The sequence below is a fragment of the Candidatus Liberibacter solanacearum CLso-ZC1 genome (assembly GCF_000183665.1).
Classification (GTDB): domain Bacteria; phylum Pseudomonadota; class Alphaproteobacteria; order Rhizobiales; family Rhizobiaceae; genus Liberibacter; species Liberibacter solanacearum.
The window spans coordinates 692,855-713,650 of the sequence record NC_014774.1; the positions used below are offsets into that span (position 1 = coordinate 692,855).

Below are 20,796 nucleotides of genomic sequence, written 5' to 3' on the forward strand. Positions count from 1 at the left end.
ATAGACTGTTTTTATTGTTTTTGGAATTTTCTATTGTTATTCGTAGCGTTCATTAATTGTATCATTATGGATTAAAGGATATTTGGTGTGCTTTATGAATATGACCTTATTGTAATAGGAGCTGGATCTTCAGGTGTACGTTCTGCTCGTTTGGCAGCTCAGCTTGGGAAGAAAGTAGCTATTTGCGAGGAATATCGTGTTGGTGGAACTTGTGTCATCAGGGGTTGTGTTCCTAAAAAATTGATGTTTTATGCATCGCAATATTCCGACCACTTTGAAGATTCCAAGGGTTTTGGGTGGAGTGTTGGTTATCAGAGTTTTGATTGGCCATCACTTATTGCTGAGCAAGATAAAGAATTATCTCGGCTTGAATCGTTCTATCATGATCGTTTAGATTCTGCAGGAGTGGAAATATTAAAGAGTAGGGCTATTCTTTCTTCTCCTCATGAAGTGTATCTTGCAAATGTAGATCGTACTATTACAGCTCAGTACATTGTTGTTGCAACTGGTGGATCTCCTGATCGTATGGATTTTGAAGGTTGCAATTTATGTATAACATCAGAGGAAGTTTTTTCTTTAGAGAGTTTACCTCAATCTATTTTGATTGTAGGTGGAGGGTATATTGCCGTTGAGTTTGCTTGTATTTTTAATGCTTTAGGATCAAAAACAACATTAGTAACGCGTGGTAATAGTATTCTTTCTAGATTTGATGTGGATATGCGTCAAGGATTGACGGAGATTATGAATTCTAAGGGCATTCGGATTATTAGCAATAATACACCTAAAAGTGTTTTTAGTGAATCGGGACATTTAAAAAGTATTTTAGAATCTGAAGAAATTATAATGACTGATCAGGTAATGCTTGCAGTTGGTCGTAAGCCTCGGACTATGGATATAGGGCTTGATAAACTGGGAGTAGCAATGGATGCGAATGGTTTCATTGTCACCGATCGTTATTCTCGTACAAATATTGATTCCATTTTTGCATTTGGTGATATTAGTGGTCAAGCACAACTCACACCTGTTGCTATTCATGCTGCGGCTTGTTTTGTTGAGACAGTATTTAAAGATAATCCTACATCTCCCGACTATGATTTGATTCCGACTGCAGTTTTCTCTCAACCGGAAATTTCTTCTGTTGGATTGACAGAAGAGGAGGCTACGCATCAATTTCCTAGATTAGAGATTTATAAGACGAAATTCTTTCCTATAAAATCTTTTCTTTCAAAGCGTTTTGAGCATACAATAATGAAGATTATTGTTAATGCAGATAATCGTAAGGTTTTGGGAGTGCATATACTTGGGAGTGAATCGAGTGAAATTATTCAGGTGCTAGGTATTTGTTTAAAATCGGGATGTGTCAAAGAAGATTTTGATCGGTGTATGGCAGTGCATCCGACTGCGACGGAAGAATTGGTTACAATGTATCATCCGAGCTATTTGATAGAAGAAGGTATTAAAAAAAATATTTAAGCAAATAAAGCAGATTTTTTCTCCTTTTTTGATAAAGAACAAAACATCTCAATGATTGTAATACTACTGTTTTTTGTTTCAAAATGAGAAATAGTTCTTCTTTATTATTGATTTATAAGAATATTTTTGCATCTTTATATGTTTTATCAATCATAAAAAGACTATTAAATGGTTTTATATCAATAAACAATGCATTCTAAGACTAAAGAAAATAAAAGCCTTAATTTATTTAACTTGTTGATGAAGTGAATAATAGAGTATATAACTGACTCCAGTATTAGAGATTATTCTTCTTTAAATCAGTCCTTGTATATTAAAATATATTCTCAAACGGGTATAGGTGTCATCGTGATAGCAGTGCAAAAAACAATAGACCAAGTACGCGATATTGAAGTTGATCAATATAAGTATGGTTTTGAGACAAATATTGAAGTTGAAAGATCTCCTAGGGGGCTTAACGAAGATGTCATTCGTTTTATTTCAGCAAAGAAGAATGAGCCAGAATGGATGTTGGAATGGAGGTTATCTGCGTACCGACGTTGGTTGAAGATGAAAGAGCCTTCTTGGGCGCGTGTTCATTATCCTCCCATTGATTTTAACAGTTTGTACTACTACTCTTCGCCTAAAAGTTTTGTTGGACCGCGATCTCTTGATGAAGTTGATCCTGAATTGCTAAGAATGTATGATAAATTAGGAATTCCTTTGCATGAACAAGAAGCGTTGGCTGGAGTTCAAACTTCTAAAGTGGCTGTTGATGCAATTTTTGATTCTGTTTCAATTGTGACAACTTTTAAGGAAGAATTAAAGAAATCTGGGATTATTTTTATGCCAATTTCAGAGGCAATTCATGAGCATTCAGATCTTGTTAAAAAATATTTAAGTTCGGTTGTTCCGGTAGCAGATAATTTTTATGCTGCCTTAAATTCAGCGGTCTTTACTGATGGTTCTTTTGTCTATATCCCAAAAGGGATTAGATGTCCGATGGAACTTTCAACTTACTTTCGTATTAACGAAAGAGAGACTGGTCAATTTGAGCGCACTTTGATTATTGCGGATGAGGGTTCGTATGTTTCTTATCTAGAGGGATGCACAGCGCCGAAACGTGATGAAAATCAATTACATGCTGCTGTTGTCGAGTTAGTTGCGCTTGATGATGCTGAGATTAAATACTCTACCGTGCAAAATTGGTATCCAGGAGATTCACAAGGAAAAGGTGGTATTTATAATTTTGTGACCAAACGTGGAGATTGTCGTGGCATAAGATCTAAGATATCGTGGACTCAGCTGGAGACTGGTTCAGCTATTACGTGGAAGTATCCTTCTTGTCTGTTACGTGGTGAGTACTCTTGTGGAGAGTTTTATTCAATTGCGATTTCTAATGGTTTCCAGCAGATAGATAGTGGAACTAAGATGTTGCATCTTGCTAAGAATACGACGAGTCGTATTGTTTCTAAAGGAATTTCAGCTGGTTTTTCTAACAATACATATCGTGGGAAAGTATCGGTGCATCGCGGTGCTACGCATTCTCGTAATTTTACGCAGTGTGATAGTTTGTTAATTGGCAATAATTGTGGGGCTCATACCGTTCCTTATATTGAAGCAAAAAATTCTTCCTGTAATTTAGAGCATGAAGCAACGACTTCAAAAATATCTGACGATCACTTGTTTTATTGTCTCCAACGGGGTATTCCCGAAGAAGCAGCTATAGCGCTGATTATAAATGGATTTGTAAAAGAAGTATTGCAAAAGTTACCTATGGAGTTTGCTGTAGAAGCCCAGAAATTGATAGATATTTCGTTAGAAGGATCAGTTGGGTAAGCTGTAGTGTGATGTTGATGTTTTGTCTGGTAATCATTAAGTAAAGTGAAAAAATATGTTTGAAATAATCAACCTTCATGCAAAAATTATAGAAACGGATACTGAGATTATTCGAGGGCTTAATCTAAAAGTTGATCCTGGTGAGGTAGTAGCTATTATGGGTCCGAATGGATCTGGAAAATCGACGCTTGCTTATGTTGTATCAGGGCATAAAAGTTATGAGGTAACGGCTGGAGATATTCTTTATAAAGGTGAGAGTATCTTAGATTGGAGTATTTCAGAAAGAGCTTCAAAAGGAATTTTCTTGGCTTTTCAATATCCTGTGGAGATACCTGGTATCGTCACGATGCAGTTTCTAAAATCCGCCTTAAATGAACAACGTAAAGCGCGTAATGAAGAAGATATTTTAGTGCCTGATTTTATTCGTAAGGTGCGAAAAATAGCAGGTGATTTGGGGATTAACATGGATATGTTAAAACGCCCGCTTAATTTAGGTTTTTCTGGTGGAGAGAAAAAGATATCTGAAATTTTGCAAATGCATCTTCTAGAACCCAGTTTATGTATTCTTGATGAGACGGATTCAGGTCTTGATATTGATGCTTTGAAAGTAGCAGCTCAAGGGGTGAATTCTTTACGTTCGCAGAATCGTTCTTTTTTAATTATCACGCATTACCAGCGCCTTTTAGATTATATCAAACCGGATACTGTTCATGTTCTTTATGATGGTAGAATTGTAAAAACTGGAGATTTTAGTATTGTGCTTGATCTTGAAATGAATGGTTATGCTAAATTAATAGAAGAGGTACGTTCGGGCACAAATATCAAAGGGTAATTATGGGTAATATAACAACAGTAGAGACTATGTTGCTTCAGGCTTGTGAGAAGGTTTGTGAGGAATATTTTCGAAACCAATCGGTTTCCGCTTTTCGAAAGCGTTTGTTGTGTGATTTTCGTGATCGAGGGCTTTTACCAACAAAAAAATTGAAAATTGGCATTATACTGATTTAAAAAATCTTCTAAAAATATTTCCTGTCAATACGGATGAGAGCTCTCTTATAAAAGAAGAGTGTGAGTGTCTTGTTGCAGAAAGCATTAAATTATCTATTGGTTCTCAGCCATTATTAAGCGCTTTACAAGAAAAAGGTATCAAGGTTTTTCCTTTTTCTTATATAGAGGATAAAGATGAGAAATCTCTTTGTTTAGAGCCGATTGATGAACATGATGCCATTGGGTACATTAATGGGATTTTGGTTCAGGATGGTTATAAGGTTGTTATTCCGGATGAATGTCAATTGGATGTACCTCTTGAATTGCAATCTGTACAGCGTGGTGAACAAAGGCATCTGCGTTATCCAATTAGTTTTGGTGTTAACTCTAAGGCAACGATTATTGAACGTTATACATCTCTTACAAATCAACCATCATTAGTATCGTCCATTGCAGATATAAAAGTTGGCAAAGGTGCAGATATTACATGGATTATTGTGTTAGATCAAGATGTGGAAGATACTCATTTAGGGCAGTTACGAGTTGTTCTAGAACAAAATGCTTTATTAAAAGTCTTTTTTATTAATATGGGGCAAGGTCTATCTAGAAGAGAATTATCCATAGATGTTGAGGGTGAAGAATCTCGTTTTATGTTGCGAGGGATTAATTTACTAAAGGGTCAAACGCATGGCGACTTGTCGATGTTTCTACGTCACAAAGTACCTAATACGAGTTCTACATCTATAGTTCGTAGTATTGTTTTGGAAAAGTCTACAGGTATTTTTCAGGGAGCGGTGTGTGTATCCCCCGAATCGCAGGGTAGTAATGCAACTATGGCTTCTAATACTCTTTTATTTTCCAATGAGGGGAATTTTTTTGTAAAGCCAGAATTGGAAATTTTTGCAGATGATGTACAATGTGGTCATGGAGCAACCGTTTCTAACATTAATCAAGATCATTTGTATTATCTTATGACGCGTAATATTCCAAAAAATGAAGCGTATAGTATGCTTTCTCATGCTTTTATATCTGAAGTTATATCAGATTTAAATGATGAAGTATTGCAGATTTCTATAGAAAAACTTTTGTCTTCTTGGATGGATAAAAATAATAAATTATATTCAACTATTTAACCTAAGTTAGAAAAAATTAGTGCCACAATAAAAATAAGTAGAATCTAATACTTAAGAATATACTGCCTAACCTTTTTGTGTGCCATCTGAGATCATTTTAGCAGTTTTATAGGCGATTTTTCTCACGTTAACTTTTTTCGTGTATAAATCAGCCATTTCTATTTTAGATCATCCATACATTGTCATAAATTCATAAGGAGTTTCTCTTGCATTGACTGCTATTGTTGCTCCTGCTTTTTTTAATCCATGTGCTTTACATTCATTTTATAGTTTGGCTTTTAAGAATTTTTCTCTAAACCAATTGCCGAAAGATTCAGCAGAAGAGAAAGGTTTGCCGTAAGAAGAGGTCAAGAAAGTATCACCATCTGTTCCTACACATCCAATCTTTTTTGCAAATAATCAAAAATAGGGACATCAATTATCTTCTTTGTTTTTTTAGTGCGAACTGATACAACTTTGTTTTTAAATATGCTTTTTCTCGACTGCCATTACATTTGAACGCCGTAATCCAAGAAACAGTATTAACTCTAACGCCAATCTTACCATGGTGTTGATAGGATGGCGATTGCGATATGATTCCACTTTTTTTTTACCGTTTTTTTTATCGTCTACGTATGATGATCTATGGTGCGTAATACAGGTTTTCGCACGCTAATTACATCTCAACGCCGGTTATTCAACCCGTGGAGATGCACTCAGTGATCTAAGGAGTGTTATTTCTAAGTGTTTGTAATATCAAATTTTCATCGATGACTTGGATTGAATATGGGATTACGGGGGAAAATTTGGTCAAGATTCTAATTTTCTGAGGAATGCATAGGATTACAGGAATACTTGGTTGCACAAGTGATAAGCTCTTTTGTTTTAGCTTCTGCAACCCGCTTTGCTCTTCGCTTTATTCTCTTTGTATTTGAGACACAGTAGCAAAGGGAATATTATAGCAATACACGCACAATTCATTGAATAGGAAAAGATCTCAATTAAAACGCTGGATCAACGTAGTTCCAACTCAAACAGATATTCCGATAAGCTAAAGTTCAAAGCTCATGTCGTCAAAATTGGAAGAATCTCCTTTATCTTCCTTAGGTCCTACTTCTCCTTTTCCTCCTGGTATCCCATTTGTTCCCTGAGGTCCTGTGTCCCCTTGGTCCTGGATCACCTTTAGCTAGTGATTTTTTGATTAATTCAGCTAATGCTGTAGCCTCTTTAATGAGCTTAAGAGCTTCATTAGATTTCTGATCATTCCAGTTACAACCACTCAACATTACAGTTGTTGCTACTATTGCGATTACAAAAGACAAAATTAATCATTAAATATTCATAATTTAATCCTTATGATTTGTATTGAAATTCACCGTAAAACTCCGCTTCAGGGCGGGGAGATAAGGCGCAAAACCTCAAAGGGCTTTAAGATCTCCATGGTTTTTCTCCTTTGTATCCTTTGTCTCCTTTGTATCCTTTGTCTCCTTTGTCTCCTTTGTCTCCTTTGTCTCCTTTAGGTCCTGTTTCCCCTTCTTTTCCTTGAGGCCCCATTGGACCTGGATCACCTTTAGGTGGTAGTTTTTTTAGGGCCAATTCAACGATTTTTTTAGCTTCTTGAGCGAGCGTAAGAGCTTCATTAGATTTCTGATCATTCGAGTTACAACTACTCAACATTACAGTTGTTGCTACCATTGCTATTACAGAAGACGAACTTAATCTTTGAATATTCATAATTCAATCCTTATAATTTATATCGAAGTTTGTCGTAAAACTCCGCTTTAGAGTGGGGAGATAAGACGCAAAACCTCAAAGGGCTTTAAGTTTGCGATTATAATATACTATCTCCTCTGTCTCCTCTGTCTCCTTTGTCTCCTTTGTCTCCTTTGTCTCCTTTGTCTCCTTTAGGTCCTCTTTCCCCTTGCTTTCCTTGAGGCCCCATTGGTCCTGGATCACTTTTAGTTGGTAGGTTTTTTAGGATCAATTCAGCGGATTCTTTAGCCTCTTGAGCGCGCTTAAGAATTTCATTAGATTTCTGATCATTGCAGTTACAACCACTCAACATTACAGTTGTTGCTACCATTGCTATTACAGAAGACGAACTTAATCTTTGAATATGCATCATTTAATCCTTATAATTTGTATCGAAATTCGCCGTAAAACTCCGCTTCAGAGCGGGGATATAAGGCGTAAAAACTCAAAGGGCTTTAAGCTTTCGAATGATATAACTCTCGGAATGGAGTGGGAACGTAAATGCTGGAATCGATTTTTTTTCTCCTTTTTTTCCTTTAGATCTATGAAAATCCTTTGTCTCCTTTATCCCCTTTTTTTCCTTGAGGTTCCATTGGTCCTGGATCACCTTTAGCTAGTGATTTTTTTTGATTAATTTAGCTAATGCTGTAGCCTCTTTAATGAGCTTAAGAGCTTCATTAGATTTCTGATCATTCGAGTTACAACTACTCAACATTACAGTTGTTGCTACTATTGCGATTACAAAAGATGAAATTAATCATTAAATATTCATAATTCAATCTTTATGATTTTTATCTTATTTAATTTCTACTTTAACATTTATAATGATTTTTCTTAAATTAAGTATTAAGTTGTGTTCACTAATTAATTATAAGATAAAAAATGACCTAAATTTAAGTTAAATAAAATACTTACGAGTGATTTGGTATCCAAGGTTGGTGATCGTTATGCACAACAAGCGAACACTCTTTTGCTTAAAGAAGTCTCAAAAATAATTAAGCAAGCGTTAGCTGTATACCTATTGTAGAGAAGCAGGAGAGAACAGAATTTCAGCGCTATGTGACTTCATCTTTAGTCGTAGCCATATTGGGTTTGGGCCGATACAAATACTTCACTATCAGGCTATGCATCTCGATTTGCTATGCTTTCTTTAATTGTCTTAAAGTCCGTATCAAATGTACGGATTAGTTTTTCATAATTCTTTTTAAGCGGAGCAATGTGGTTATCTTGAATGTTTTTACTTTTTCTAAAGATAAATTGTCCATGACTAAAATCTTTCTATTGTTGAGAAATTAGTTATAATGTGATATAAAGCGCGATCCTATTCTATTAGGAGATAAGGAAAAAATTTACAAAAAGTTATTTTAAATAAACTACTTACGTTAATTATTGTTCTTCTTTGGATAGATAAAAACTCTTAATAATAAGGTATAATATGACTTTTGATGTAAATCTTATCAGAAAAAATTTCCCTATATTAAATCGTTATATTAGAAACAAACCTTTGATCTATTTTGATAATGCTGCTTCTGCTCAGAAACCTCAGGATGTAATTGATTCTATAATTCATACTTATAGTTATGAGTATGCGAACATACACCGTGGACTGCATTACATGGCTAATGTAGTGACAGATAAGTATGAGGAAGCGCGAGATAAAGTTCGTTGTTTTATCAATGCTTCTTCTGTAAAAGAGATTATTTTTACACGATCTGCGACTGAATCAATTAATCTCGTTTCTTATGGATGGGGTCTTAAGCATATTTCTGCAGGAGATGAAATTGTTTTGTCGGTGATGGAGCATCATTCGAATATTGTTCCTTGGCATTTCTTACGCCAACGTTGTGGTGCTCGTCTCGTATGGGCTCCTATTGATAACCAAGGATTTTTGAAGATTGATGAATTTAAAAAATGTTTGACAGAACGTACTAAACTTATTGCCATTACGCATATGTCGAACATATTGGGTACAATTGTTCCAATCAAAGAGATTTGTCGTATTGCGCAAGAACGTAATATTCCTGTTTTGATTGATGGAAGTCAGGGAGCTGTTCATAACTTTGTTGATGTTCAAGATATCAATTGTGATTGGTATGTTATAACAGGACATAAGCTTTATGGTCCTTCTGGTATAGGGGCATTGTATGGCAAAGAGTCTCGTCTCAATGAAATGGAACCTTTTATGGGTGGTGGTGAGATGATTTCTGATGTCACGCAGGATACAGTTACTTATGCTGATTTGCCCTATCGATTTGAGCCAGGGACTCCGCCTATTGCTCAAGCAATTGCATTGGGTATTGCATTAGATTATATAGAAAAAATAGGTCGAAAATTTATTTTTTCATATGAAAGAGAACTTGCGCGATATACTAGAGCTCGCTTAAAAGAAGTAGATGGGTTACAATTAGTCAATGATTCGGTAGAAGATTCTCCTATTATGTCCTTCAAGTTAGATAATATTTATCCACATGACCTTTCTCTTTTTTTAGATGGAGAAGGTATTGCTACTCGTGCGGGGAAGAGTTGTGCTAATCCTTTATTAAAATTTTTAGGAGTGGATTATTTGTGTCGTGCTTCGCTTGCAATGTATAATACTTACGAAGAATCTGACGTATTTATTGAATCTTTAAAAAAAAGCAAATCATTTTTTTCTTGATCATTTGCTGATATTGACAAAAAAACTGCTGATACTGAAAAAATTATGATTATGACAAATAAAACTACTAATACTGAAAAAACTGTTTCTGATACAGTCCAAGTAACCGCGGAATCTTCTATTCCTCCAGAAGAGTTAGAGAGAATTTCGAATGATATTATTGCGGCTTTAAAAACAGTATATGATCCTGAAATACCTTGTGATATATTTGAACTTGGTCTTATCTATAAGGTTGATGTTGAGGATGATTACATGGTGAAAATTTTGATGACTCTTACTGCGCCTGCTTGTCCTGTAGCAGGGGATATGCCTAAGTGGATTGAAAATGCTGTTGGTACAGTCGAAGGAATATCAGGTGTAGAAGTTTCGATAACTTTTGATCCTCCTTGGACTCCAGATCTAATGTCAGAAGAAGCACAAATTGCGACAGGTTATTATTAAACATTGATTGCAATATGTTGTTTGTTATTATTGATGAATATAAATAGGAAATCGTTTTAGATCTTAAGGGGTGACTGCTATGATATCCAATGACGTAGTAACTATGACTGAGGCTGCGGTATCCCGAGTAAAAGATATTGTAAAAAATTCCCAGGGAACAGCTCAAGGGATTCGTATTTCTCTTAAAAAAGGTGGATGTGCTGGTTTAGAATATATGGTTGATTTAGTGACTGAGCCTTTTAATGAGGATGATCTTGTAGAAAAAGATGGTGTAAAAGTTTGGATTGATCCTTCTGCGCTTCTTTATATTCTTGGTATGGAAATTGATTTTAAGATAGAAAAATTGCACTCAGGATTTGTTTTTCATAATCCTAACCAGGTTTCTGCTTGTGGATGTGGGCAATCAGTCGAAATAAAACGTGCTGATCTTGAACAATATTATAATGAAAAACATTCTAAGGAGATGTAGTCTTTAAAAGAGACTGTTGTTAAAAGTATAATGTCAAGGAATTAAGTTTATCCTTTTTTTAAATGATTACGAATGTTCATAAGATTTAATAATATCTTATATAGCGTTTATTGGAATTATTTTGCTGATATTCGACATAAAAGACTGTAATCATTATTGAACAAAACGTTATTAAACCATTTGATAATTATTATTTGAATATTCTTTTGTTAAATCTTTTATTTTTTGAACTATAACGTGTAATCCATCTGTGCGTTTTTGGGATAAATGTTCAATAAGTCCAAGACGTTGAAATATTTCCAAGTAATCTATTGTGATTGTTTCGGAAACTTTCTTGCCATCGTAAATACTTTTGAGGATATAGAGTAATCCACTTACGATATGAGAATCTGAAGCAGTATTCAAGAAGATGGAGGGATCCTTATCTTCTTTGTTCTTTAGATCTATAGTCATCCAGATTGTGTTTGCACATCCTCGTACTATGTTTTCTTCTATCATATGTTCTTTTGGGAAAGAGGGGAGTTTTTTACCTAATTCTATTAAATAATGATATCTATTTTGTACATCCTCTATTATTTCAATATCTTGTATTATTTCATTAATAGGAATCATATAAATTATCCTTCTTTTTTATATTGAATAGGAGGATTGATCTCTCAGTTATATTTTTGATTGTCCATTTAAAGGGGTTTGAAGACGAACGTATATAAATTGAAAATTATTATTCGGGCTATTTTATTTATTTTTTATTATAAAATCAAGTCCATAGGTGATGAGGATTAAATTTGGATTGGAAAGTTAATATTAGTATCCAAGATTATTATATAATAAGGTGCCTGAGGTAATAACAAATTTTTGATTTATTCATAATTTTGATCACGAAATTTATTGCTAATAGGATATAGACGGTCGCGACCAAAACTTTTGGATGTTATTTTAGTTCCTGGAGGAGATTGTCGACGTTTGTATTCAGAGCGATATAAAAGGTTTTCTATATAACGTATTGTCTCCGTACTGTATTTTTTCTTTGTATTTTTAAGAGATTCCTTATTTTCAACTATATCCTCAATAATATTATCTAAAATAGCATAGGGAGGTAAGGAATCTTCATCTATTTGGTTAGGTCGCAACTCAGCAGAAGGGGCTTTCTCTAAAATTCTAGGAGGGATGACTTCTTTAAATGGTCCTAAACCACAAGGGATACAATGCGCATTACGCCAATATGCTAATTTATATACTTTTGTTTTATAAAGGTCTTTAAGTGGATTAAATCCACCACTCATATCGCCGTATAATGTTCCATATCCAATAGATATCTCGGATTTATTATTAGTTGTGAGTAACATTGCCTCTGATTTATTAGAGAGTGTCATTAAAATATTGCCCCTGATACGGCTTTGTATGTTCTCTGCTACAATACCGCTAGGCTCTTCTTGCAAAAATTGTGACATGATAGAAAAAAAATGATCAACGAGATCATGGATAGGAAGAACATCATATCGGCAATCTAATGATTTTGCGCAAGCAGCGGCATCTTCTAAGCTTTCATTGGATGTATATTTATAGGGAAGCATGATGGTTTGTACATTTTCTTTCCCTAAGGCATCAACTGCTATTGTTGCACATAAAGCAGAATCAATGCCACCTGAAAGACCAATGATGACCTTATGAAAATTATTTTTTTTGACATAATCACGTAAACCAACAACACAGGCGTTATAGTCTGTTTCCTCTTCTGTAGGGAAAATATATATTTTTGATTGACTGTAATCACTTATACAATTCAAACTGCTGGATTTTTTGTCATAATACCATTGAGTAATCAAGTTTTGTTCTTCAAAATGTTTCATTTGAAATGCTAATTGACGGTCACCATTGAAGCAAAAACTTGCTCCATCAAATATCAATTCATCTTGTCCGCCTACTTGATTTACGTAAACTATAGGGATATTCACGTGAGAAATTTGTGTACTGATTATTTCATGGCGTGTTTTTAATTTATTACGACAATAAGGAGAGGCATTGAGCGTTAAAAGAATTTTTGCACCTTGTTTCTTTAGATGCCTACAAATATTAGAATTTTTCCAGATGTCTTCGCAGATAAGAATGCCTATTGGATTGTCTCTGAATACGACAATATCATTTGTATTCCCTGATATAAAAGTACGTTTTTCATGAAATTCATTATAGTTTGGCAAATGAATTTTATCTCGAATAGAAACGATTTTCCCAGCATCAAGGATTGCCACTGAATTAAAAATTCCTTCTTGATCTTGACGAGGAAAACCGATGATGATTCCAGCTCCATTATCACGTGTATCATCTTTTAAAGTAAGCATTCCATCATAACATGCTTGTATAAAAGATTCTTTGAGAATTAAATCTTCTGCTGGATATCCTGATATAAAGAGTTCTGTAAATATAATAAGATCTGCTCCTTGACGATTTGCTTCTTCGCGCGCTTGGCGTGCTTTAGCGATATTGCCGGAAACATCTCCTACAGTGGGATTAAGTTGTGCTATTGCTATTTTAAGATGTATTGACAAGAGAAAATCCTTATTTTTTTAAAATTTTATAATGACTATAACTAGATTTCTATTTTGATATTTTTTATATAAAATTTTCTTTAAACTAAGGAATAAAGGGAAGGATATTAAAAAAGGAATGCTCCCAAAAAATTGAAAAGGGTAAAATTTTCTAAAATATTCTGATTTAAAAAATCGAGTTTGTTTTACAACAGTCAATTTTATAGTGTTATTTTTTTATCATATCCGGTGGGAGAGATTCTTGTGTGATCATTTGTACAGCATCTAAAATGTTAAGCGATTGAGAGGTTTTTGATCCAAGACGACGTATTACTATAGAGCGTTCCTGAGTTTCCTTATCTCCGCAAATTATGATAAGGGGTATTTTTTTGGAAGAATGTTCTCGAATTTTATAATTTATTTTTTCATTTCGGAAATCTGTTTCAATGGATAAATCATTACTTTTCAAAAGAGCGGTAACTTCTTGTGCATATTCAATGGAAGAAGAAGTAATTGTTGTGACAACGGCTTGCACTGGAGAAAGCCATAAGGGTAGATGTCCTTTAAAATTTTCAATCATGATACCAATAAACCGCTCAATTGAACCGAATACAGCCCGATGAATCATAACGGGATGGCATTTTTCGGATTGAGAGTTAATATAAAATGCATTGAATCGATGAGGAAGGTTAAAGTCAATTTGTGTCGTTCCACATTGCCACTCACGACCAATAGCATCTTTGAGGATATATTCAAATTTTGGGCCGTAAAATGCTCCTTCACCAGGAAGAATGCCCGTATTGATTTTGCTTTGAGACGAAGTCTTAATGGTATTAAGAACAGTTTGCATAATACTCTCTGCATCATCCCATAATGCATCGGATCCAACACGTTTTTCTGGGCGAGTAGAAAGTTTGACTGTAATATTCTCAAATCCAAAGTCTTTGTAAATGGAAACTATGAGATTATGAATTTTCAGGCATTCTTCAAACATCTGTTCTTTAGTGCAGAATACGTGTGCATCATCTTGTGTAAATCCACGTACACGCATTAATCCATGCAGTGAGCCAGAGGGTTCGTTGCGGTACACAGAACCAAATTCTGCTAAGCGGACAGGAAGTTCACGGTAAGATTTTAATCCATGCTTAAATATTTCGACATGTCCAGGGCAATTCATAGGTTTAAGCGCAAATGAACGAAGATCTTTTATTGTTTCGTCAGCACATTGGACAGCAAACATGTTGGCTCTATACCAATCCCAATGCCCTGATTGTTTCCATAGATTTTGGTCTAATACTTGAGGAGTATTGATTTCTTCGTAATCATCTTTGATCTTTCTTCGCATATAGGATATAAGGGTTTGAAATGTTTTCCAGCCTTTCTGGTGCCAAAAAATCACACCTGATCCATCTTCTGCAGTATGAAAAAGATCCATTTCTCGTGCTATTTTTCTATGATCACGTTTTTCAGATTCTACAATAAAATCTAAATACTGTGTCAGTTCTTGCTGAGAATTCCATGCAGTTCCATAAATACGAGATAACATAGGGCGGGTGTTATCTCCGCGCCAATAAGCGCCTGCTACTTTCATTAATTTAAAAAATTTTTTGATTTGTCCCGTTGATTGTACGTGTGGTCCACGACAGAGGTCAAGCCATTCTCCTTGGTTATAAATAGTAACATCTTGTTCTGCAGGAATCTTTTCTAAAATTTCTAATTTATAGGTTTCATTTTTAGATTCGAATAGTTTTCTTGCTTGTTCGCGTGATAAGCGTTTTTTACAGAAAGGAGAATCTCTCGTGACAATCTCATGCATTTTCTTTTCTATTTTAGCAAAATCATCTGAACTAAAAGGTTCTTCTCTATTGAAATCATAATAAAAACCATTTTCTATTACGGGACCGATTGCTACTTGGGTTTTTGGCCAAATGCTTTGTACTGCTTCAGCCATGATATGAGCACAACTATGGCGTATGACAACGAGAGATCTAGGGTCTTCAGGAGTGATGATCTCAATTGATCCTGTTTGTATTGTATCAGATAAGTCGCAAATTGTGCCATTGATCGCTACAGCAATTGCTTTCTTTGCAATAGACTTAGATATAGATTCGGCAACATCATATCCTGTTGTATGGGCAGGGAAATTTTTAATTAAACCATCAGGGAATGTCAAAGTTATATTTGAAGGCATTGGCGACATACCCTTTCTTTTGTTCGATTTATCCATGGATTGTTTTTAAGGTCTATATTTAACAAAAATCGCTTATCATCAATAGAAGATCTATTTACTGAATACAAGAAGGAATGGTTTTTCATACGAATAAAAAACATCTATAAAGGGTAACATGAGCATCTTGTGTTGATATAATATTGTACAAAATATCAAATAGCATATCCAAAAAGACTAATGAATGGTTCTTGATTCTTGATATATTTTTTTGCTACACGCAACTAGATTAGCCCGCATATTGCTCATTCATTTAACAAAAAGTACCCGTAGTAAAAGGGATATTGGAATGATCAAAGAAAATACCACTGTATGAAATAATTTTTTCTTATGAGGAAGGGGGATAGCGCTCTTTTAAATAAAAAATATAAAAAATGATAGTAAAGAGAAAATTCCCGTTTTACCAAAGAATTTTCTCATAAATTGTAAACAATGATAGTACAAACGACCGTACAGAAGATATAAGCATTAATCCTATAACTATGTAAAATCCCCAAAAGGAAAGGTTATACTAGTTTAATGTTTTCTGCAGAAAATTTTCCTGTAGTCTCATTTTCCACGAAATCATAAATAACCTCTTGTCCTTCTCTTACATCAGGTAATCCAGCACTCATAACGGCAGATCTATGCAAAAAAACATCTTTCTCACCAGCGGAAGCGGAAGTAATAAAACCGTATCCTTTATTAGCATCATACCACTTAATTGAACCCCTCAAACCCTTATTAGACACTAACTATTTCCTTTCGAAACCAAAACCAAAACCAAAATTTTTCCAAAGACCAATAACCCGAAATTGCAAGAAAGATCACAAGAAAAATTACAGATAACACCGCATCTACTTCTGTATCAGATCAACAACGAATAAAGATCCTAGAACGAAATAGTATTCATTAAGATTTGTTCTGTCAAGATATGAAATACCTTTTTACCCCTCAAAAGAAAAAGAAAAAGAGCCATTTTGGCGCTACGAGACCACAATAACAAAGTCTATAATCTACAGTCAGAAGATAAAATAGTTTGTTCAATAATGAATGGGATTGTACAGAGAGCGTGGCTATTTTTTCAATAATCACCGACCAATTATATTAAATCCATTCGCGAAATAATATTTACATCCGTTACTTTGTTATTTTCATAATAGCACATTAGTTTTCTTTTAATTCCCATAATAGTTCGTTTTTTATTCATATGCTATTTAATTTAAATGATAATTAGTATATTAGTAATGGCGTATTATTTTTTATTTTTATTTTTATTTTATTTTTATTTTTATTTTATTTTTATTTTTATTTTTATTTTATTTTTATTTTTTCAGGAAATACATGTTTTATTATAGAAATTTTTTATCAGTCTTTTCACGTCTTAATCATTGTACTAACGGCTCTTTTCTCATTGTTTCAGCAGTTTTACTTTCTTCTTTTTTGACGATCATGGATATTATGAGGGATTATACGGACATGATAAGAGTCCGCAATATGTTGCAAAGCTCTATTGATTATGCGCTTCATAATAATCCAAATGAATTATCTGTCGGAACAATAAAGCAGAGGGAGATGTTAATAAAAAAGCGGATTGGATATTTTCTTGATTCAAACTATAAAGGAACCTTGTTAACTGAAGAGCAGATAAAATTAATTGTTAATCAATCTACGGTCTCGATCACAGAAAGATCTTTTTATCCCCAACAATTCCATATCAATATAGAATTGCATAAGAATATTCAGCTAAAAAGTTTAATTCTTCATATGGCGATGAATCCTAAAAAGGATTTCAATATTAGTCAGAGAAAATCTTCTTTATATAAAAAGAATGTTGCTCTCATGGTTGTTCCGTTTACATGGACTGGTGAGTGGATACCACCATCATTATTCACAACACAATTCACGGTTTCGCAGGATTTACTTCCAAGCGACTTAAAGACAGAACATTTCAAGAAGACAGAATATTTTAATAAAAGAAATCAGTTCTTCAAAATGTTTTTGTCAAAAATTAAAGAGAATAATTTATGCATTGCTCCCTATCATTATAGCGCTATCGTATATTGGTCCGAGGGAATTTTTTCTTATAAACTTCCTTTTAGTACTACTTTCCTATATAGTTTTAGGGATATTTATGTAAAACAATACTCTACCATATGGGATATGAAACCTTCCAATTATATTTTGGATTTGTTTGCTGGGGCTGAACTCCATTCTAATAGATTAACTCCTGCTGATCCCTGTTTTAGGCGCGGTGTAATACAAAAGAAATTTATGCTTATTATAGCAGCAGGCAATCAGATCTCGGATCGAAAAAATAGTGCAGAGTATTTTAAGATGAAGCATGGTTGTACCTTAATGGGTAAAAATATGGGTAAAAATCCACAGGAAGAAATTACAGTATATTCTTTAGGAATTTCTCCAGATCCTGATACTAAGCGAGATTTAATACAATGTACTCGTCATCCAGACAGATATTACGAAATTCAATCCTATAAAGATATTGCACCGGTAATCGATAGGTTAGAGAGAAATATATCATCTGTTTGGAACGATGGATTTAGTATTTATGATGAATAATAGACGCATTATTTATTGGTAATGTAAAATACAAACCTATGACATCAATAATTTGTAATGAGAATGATTATTATTGGAGTTATTTTATATTACGAAAGAGGAATAGGATATTTTAGAGAAGCATGCTTCATGCAAGTTTTGTGCTTTATTAACATTATCGATCTGTCTGTCTTGATGAATTTGATATCCAACCAAACGCCTCTCTAGTCATCGGGATAGGCAGACTATATAACTTTAACATAATATTTTTTTTATTCTCTTTTCTCATCTTTTTAATGAAAGATAATGAAAAGCATTTGACTCGAATCTATAAGAATTATTTTTTTTAAAGTTATTCTTATGCCATTCATACTAGTTTAGTGTTTTTATAAAATTTACTATTTTTATTGTTGCGATTGTTTAAAAAAGCGTAGAGATTTCGCTTATTTATAAAATATTACTTTGAGATCCATAAATTCAAAGACCCTATGGGGACTTATCTGATCAAAGAATTAAGAAATACTTGAAAAAATTATCCATTCTAACAATACCAAATTACCACATGATTAACAATGCTGATGACGTTGAATAGTGCATACTAGTGAGTTGCATCATATTTCTTCAGTGTTAGTAGAGATAGACCGTAAAACCGTAGTCTAACCCCAAAATAAGAAACAACTTTTTATCTAGAACAAATAAAGACGATTTCGGATCAATCTTATTCATTCGTTATAGTTGTGCTATAACTTTTTTTACTATAATGTTTTTTCTCTTTGTTATTCAGTCTACAGCACATCATTATCCCATTGACGCCCAAATTTTCCCATGTTATCCCATACTTGGCTTTTTTATATGCAGGCTAGTTTGGATTGTTTTAACAATGGTATATAAATATGGTGTATGTGAGCCGTTTTTTATCAAACGCGACGAAAAAAATTGATTCAAAAGGACGCGTTTCTATCCCTTCGTTTTTTCGAACGATTTTAACAAAGCGATGTATTTGTGATTTATACTGCTTTCAAGATTTTTTCTTTCCTTCTATTAGCGTTGGAAACAGTGATTTTCTTGAGCGTTTTGAGAGAAAAATAGAAGAATATGATCCTCTTTCAATTCAATACAACCAATTATCTTTGTTAGTCCATGGAGGAGGGGTTTTTTTAAAAATGGACTCAGAAGGAAGAATCATGATGACAGATTTTATCCGTAGTTTCACGGGTATTGAAAATGAAGTTACTTTTGTGGGAAGAGGTAATTATTTTCAATTATGGAATCCGGATACTTTTAAAAATTTACAGGAAAAATATAGAAATGAATACTGTCTTCAATTTTCCCAAAAATAAAAGACAAAAAGGAATATACGATGAAATCTAGATATTTAAAAGAAACATCTTCCCCTATTGACAGTACAACAAATGGTCATATTCCTGTTCTTCTAGAAGAAGTGATTGCGTTGCTTAAGCCATCTCCAGGAAAAATTATCGTAGATGCAACATTTGGTGCTGGCGGTTATAGCCATTCTTTTTGTCAAATGGGATCTAGCGTTATTGCCTTGGATCGTGATCCGTTAGCAGTGGCGGCTGGACAAGAAATCATGAAAGATTATATTAAAAAAAAAATTTCTCTCTTCGAAGCAACTTTTTCTCGATTAAAAGATTATGTCCCTGATAACGGAGTTGATGGTATTGTCTTTGATCTAGGGGTATCTTCTATGCAGATTGATTGTGGCGATCGAGGCTTTTCTTTTCAAAAACATGGACCTTTAGATATGCGTATGTCATGTTCTGGTGTATCGGCATCTGATGTTGTTAATCATGCCGATGTCAAAGATCTTATCCGTATTTTAGGAATTTTAGGAGAGGAAAAACAAGCCTCTCGTATTGCTCATGCTATTGTAAAACGTCGTAAACATCTTCCTTTCCAAACGACAGAAGATTTATCTTCTTTGATCCAGAATACCGTATATATACGTAATAATAATCGTATTCATCCTGCAACACGTTCATTTCAAGCGCTTCGTATATTTGTGAATGATGAGATAAGAGAATTAGAGAAAGGATTATTATCTGCAGAAAAAGCGCTTAAAGATGGGGGGGTGCTAATAGTTGTTTCTTTTCATTCTTTAGAAGATCGTCTTGTTAAAAAATTTTTTGCTAGTCGTTCTGGAAAAGTAACTGCTGTACGACATATGATTCCTTCTCATATACATCCTGCAGTCTTTCAATCTTTAACCAAGAAAGTTGTGATACCAACTCAAAGTGATATTGCGAAAAACAGACGAGCACGTTCTGCAAAATTACGTGTTGGCATTCGCACTTCAGCACAACCAATGAAAGATCTTTCTTTCGAATATTTAGCTCATTTGCCTGCTCTTTCTCAATTTAGGGGGAGATATGTTGAAAAATTTTGATTTATTCATGATCGTCATTGTTCTTGTTTCTATCACCATGACATATTCCATCAAACAGCAAACGGAGAACAAAAGAGAACTTCTCAGAAGTTTGGAAAGTAAAATATTGTTAGAACAAGATTATATCGATTTACTTAAAGCTCAATGGGCATTATTAGTGCAGCCCGATCACATCAAAGATTTGGTTATTTTTTATCAAAAAGAATTGCAATTACAACCTACTAATCCCGTTAATTTGATTTCTTATGATGATTTGTCAAAGTTGAAAAGACGATTTTTTTTAAATGAAAATCGTTTTAATTTACCCAAAAATAAATTAAAAAATGTGCCATATCAAAAAAAGATCATTCACAAATAATGAATTCATTTTCTCTGATGTCATGATACAGGA

Annotated in this window: 19 protein-coding genes; 13 read left to right on the plus strand and 6 right to left on the minus strand. The window is 33.9% G+C overall.

Annotation, left to right across the window (positions count from 1 at the left end):
* The first annotated feature begins 87 nt into the window (after window positions 1-87).
* The 6 genes from gorA to CKC_RS06405 all read left to right on the plus strand — a co-directional run bounded on the left by gorA (window position 88) and on the right by CKC_RS06405 (window position 5,751).
* Complete coding sequence (gorA, locus tag CKC_RS03155; RefSeq protein ID WP_013462050.1) at window positions 88-1,473, plus strand: glutathione-disulfide reductase; 1,386 nt, start codon at window positions 88-90, stop codon at window positions 1,471-1,473.
* Between the two features lie 348 nt (window positions 1,474-1,821).
* On the plus strand, window positions 1,822-3,291 hold the full coding sequence (gene sufB, locus CKC_RS03160) for a Fe-S cluster assembly protein SufB (RefSeq protein ID WP_013462051.1): 1,470 nt from the start codon (window positions 1,822-1,824) through the stop codon (window positions 3,289-3,291).
* Between the two features lie 55 nt (window positions 3,292-3,346).
* Entirely contained in the window at window positions 3,347-4,123 is a 777-nt protein-coding gene (gene sufC, locus CKC_RS03165) for a Fe-S cluster assembly ATPase SufC (protein ID WP_013462052.1), read from the plus strand.
* 2 nt (window positions 4,124-4,125) lie between these two features.
* Entirely contained in the window at window positions 4,126-4,299 is a 174-nt protein-coding gene (locus tag CKC_RS06305) for a hypothetical protein (RefSeq protein WP_013462053.1), read from the plus strand.
* 239 nt (window positions 4,300-4,538) lie between these two features.
* Window positions 4,539-5,411 (plus strand): Fe-S cluster assembly protein SufD, encoded by an 873-nt coding sequence (gene sufD / locus CKC_RS03170; protein WP_013462054.1) that lies wholly within the window; start codon window positions 4,539-4,541, stop codon window positions 5,409-5,411.
* Window positions 5,412-5,622: 211 nt separating this feature from the next.
* Window positions 5,623-5,751 carry a hypothetical protein gene (locus CKC_RS06405; RefSeq protein ID WP_013462055.1) on the plus strand — a complete coding sequence of 43 codons (129 nt, stop codon included), beginning with the start codon at window positions 5,623-5,625 and terminating at the stop codon, window positions 5,749-5,751.
* A 1,067-nt stretch (window positions 5,752-6,818) separates the two neighbouring features.
* On the opposite strand, the gene CKC_RS06135 is transcribed toward CKC_RS06405, so the two are convergent.
* Together CKC_RS06135 and CKC_RS03180 are read right to left on the minus strand one after the other, a co-directional pair.
* On the minus strand, window positions 6,819-7,124 hold the full coding sequence (locus CKC_RS06135) for a hypothetical protein (RefSeq protein WP_013462057.1): 306 nt from the start codon (window positions 7,122-7,124) through the stop codon (window positions 6,819-6,821).
* Window positions 7,125-7,221: 97 nt separating this feature from the next.
* Entirely contained in the window at window positions 7,222-7,512 is a 291-nt protein-coding gene (locus tag CKC_RS03180) for a hypothetical protein (RefSeq protein WP_013462058.1), read from the minus strand.
* Window positions 7,513-8,577: 1,065 nt separating this feature from the next.
* Between CKC_RS03180 and CKC_RS03185 the strand changes: the two genes are divergently transcribed.
* From CKC_RS03185 to sufA, 3 genes are all read left to right on the plus strand, one after another.
* Window positions 8,578-9,798, plus strand: a complete 1,221-nt coding sequence (locus CKC_RS03185) for a SufS family cysteine desulfurase (RefSeq protein WP_013462059.1) — start codon at window positions 8,578-8,580, stop codon at window positions 9,796-9,798.
* 51 nt (window positions 9,799-9,849) lie between these two features.
* Window positions 9,850-10,239 carry a DUF59 domain-containing protein gene (locus CKC_RS03190; RefSeq protein WP_013462060.1) on the plus strand — a complete coding sequence of 130 codons (390 nt, stop codon included), beginning with the start codon at window positions 9,850-9,852 and terminating at the stop codon, window positions 10,237-10,239.
* Between the two features lie 79 nt (window positions 10,240-10,318).
* Window positions 10,319-10,708 (plus strand): Fe-S cluster assembly scaffold SufA, encoded by a 390-nt coding sequence (gene sufA / locus CKC_RS03195; RefSeq protein ID WP_013462061.1) that lies wholly within the window; start codon window positions 10,319-10,321, stop codon window positions 10,706-10,708.
* A gap of 171 nt (window positions 10,709-10,879) precedes the next feature.
* Here sufA and CKC_RS03200 read toward each other — a convergent pair whose 3' ends face one another.
* The 4 genes from CKC_RS03200 to CKC_RS03215 form a co-directional block, all read right to left on the minus strand.
* Window positions 10,880-11,320, minus strand: a complete 441-nt coding sequence (locus CKC_RS03200) for a SufE family protein (protein ID WP_013462062.1) — start codon at window positions 11,318-11,320, stop codon at window positions 10,880-10,882.
* Window positions 11,321-11,568: 248 nt separating this feature from the next.
* Window positions 11,569-13,254: an NAD+ synthase gene (locus CKC_RS03205; protein WP_013462063.1), complete on the minus strand. Its 1,686-nt coding sequence runs from the start codon at window positions 13,252-13,254 to the stop codon at window positions 11,569-11,571.
* A 208-nt stretch (window positions 13,255-13,462) separates the two neighbouring features.
* Window positions 13,463-15,424, minus strand: coding sequence for a threonine--tRNA ligase (gene thrS / locus CKC_RS03210; RefSeq protein WP_013462064.1), 1,962 nt, complete (start codon window positions 15,422-15,424; stop codon window positions 13,463-13,465).
* A 542-nt stretch (window positions 15,425-15,966) separates the two neighbouring features.
* Window positions 15,967-16,191 carry a cold-shock protein gene (locus CKC_RS03215; RefSeq protein WP_013462065.1) on the minus strand — a complete coding sequence of 75 codons (225 nt, stop codon included), beginning with the start codon at window positions 16,189-16,191 and terminating at the stop codon, window positions 15,967-15,969.
* Between the two features lie 592 nt (window positions 16,192-16,783).
* Between CKC_RS03215 and CKC_RS03220 the strand changes: the two genes are divergently transcribed.
* The 4 genes from CKC_RS03220 (at window position 16,784) to ftsL (ending at window position 20,763) form a co-directional block, all read left to right on the plus strand.
* Entirely contained in the window at window positions 16,784-18,019 is a 1,236-nt protein-coding gene (locus tag CKC_RS03220; protein ID WP_013462066.1) for a CLIBASIA_04065 family virulence factor, read from the plus strand.
* A gap of 881 nt (window positions 18,020-18,900) precedes the next feature.
* On the plus strand, window positions 18,901-19,338 hold the full coding sequence (gene mraZ, locus CKC_RS03225; RefSeq protein WP_044054308.1) for a division/cell wall cluster transcriptional repressor MraZ: 438 nt from the start codon (window positions 18,901-18,903) through the stop codon (window positions 19,336-19,338).
* Window positions 19,339-19,358: 20 nt separating this feature from the next.
* Window positions 19,359-20,405, plus strand: a complete 1,047-nt coding sequence (rsmH, locus tag CKC_RS03230) for a 16S rRNA (cytosine(1402)-N(4))-methyltransferase RsmH (RefSeq protein ID WP_013462068.1) — start codon at window positions 19,359-19,361, stop codon at window positions 20,403-20,405.
* Window positions 20,389-20,763 carry a cell division protein FtsL gene (ftsL, locus tag CKC_RS03235; protein WP_013462069.1) on the plus strand — a complete coding sequence of 125 codons (375 nt, stop codon included), beginning with the start codon at window positions 20,389-20,391 and terminating at the stop codon, window positions 20,761-20,763. Before rsmH ends, ftsL begins: the two co-directional genes overlap by 17 nt.
* Window positions 20,764-20,796 lie beyond the last annotated feature (33 nt).

What these genes read in the sequence shown, in the direction of transcription:
- CKC_RS03190 (WP_013462060.1), top strand. Translation starts at nt 9,850, where the DNA reads ATGACAAATAAAACTACTAATACTGAAAAAACTGTTTCTGATACAGTC.
- CKC_RS03220 (WP_013462066.1), top strand. Translation starts at nt 16,784, where the DNA reads ATGTTTTATTATAGAAATTTTTTATCAGTCTTTTCACGTCTTAATCAT.
- CKC_RS03185 (WP_013462059.1), top strand. Translation starts at nt 8,578, where the DNA reads ATGACTTTTGATGTAAATCTTATCAGAAAAAATTTCCCTATATTAAAT.
- rsmH (WP_013462068.1), top strand. Translation starts at nt 19,359, where the DNA reads ATGAAATCTAGATATTTAAAAGAAACATCTTCCCCTATTGACAGTACA.
- sufC (WP_013462052.1), top strand. Translation starts at nt 3,347, where the DNA reads ATGTTTGAAATAATCAACCTTCATGCAAAAATTATAGAAACGGATACT.
- CKC_RS06305 (WP_013462053.1), top strand. Translation starts at nt 4,126, where the DNA reads ATGGGTAATATAACAACAGTAGAGACTATGTTGCTTCAGGCTTGTGAG.
- CKC_RS03200 (WP_013462062.1), bottom strand. Translation starts at nt 11,320, where the DNA reads ATGATTCCTATTAATGAAATAATACAAGATATTGAAATAATAGAGGAT.
- CKC_RS03180 (WP_013462058.1), bottom strand. Translation starts at nt 7,512, where the DNA reads ATGCATATTCAAAGATTAAGTTCGTCTTCTGTAATAGCAATGGTAGCA.
- ftsL (WP_013462069.1), top strand. Translation starts at nt 20,389, where the DNA reads ATGTTGAAAAATTTTGATTTATTCATGATCGTCATTGTTCTTGTTTCT.
- thrS (WP_013462064.1), bottom strand. Translation starts at nt 15,424, where the DNA reads ATGCCTTCAAATATAACTTTGACATTCCCTGATGGTTTAATTAAAAAT.
- CKC_RS06135 (WP_013462057.1), bottom strand. Translation starts at nt 7,124, where the DNA reads ATGAATATTCAAAGATTAAGTTCGTCTTCTGTAATAGCAATGGTAGCA.
- sufA (WP_013462061.1), top strand. Translation starts at nt 10,319, where the DNA reads ATGATATCCAATGACGTAGTAACTATGACTGAGGCTGCGGTATCCCGA.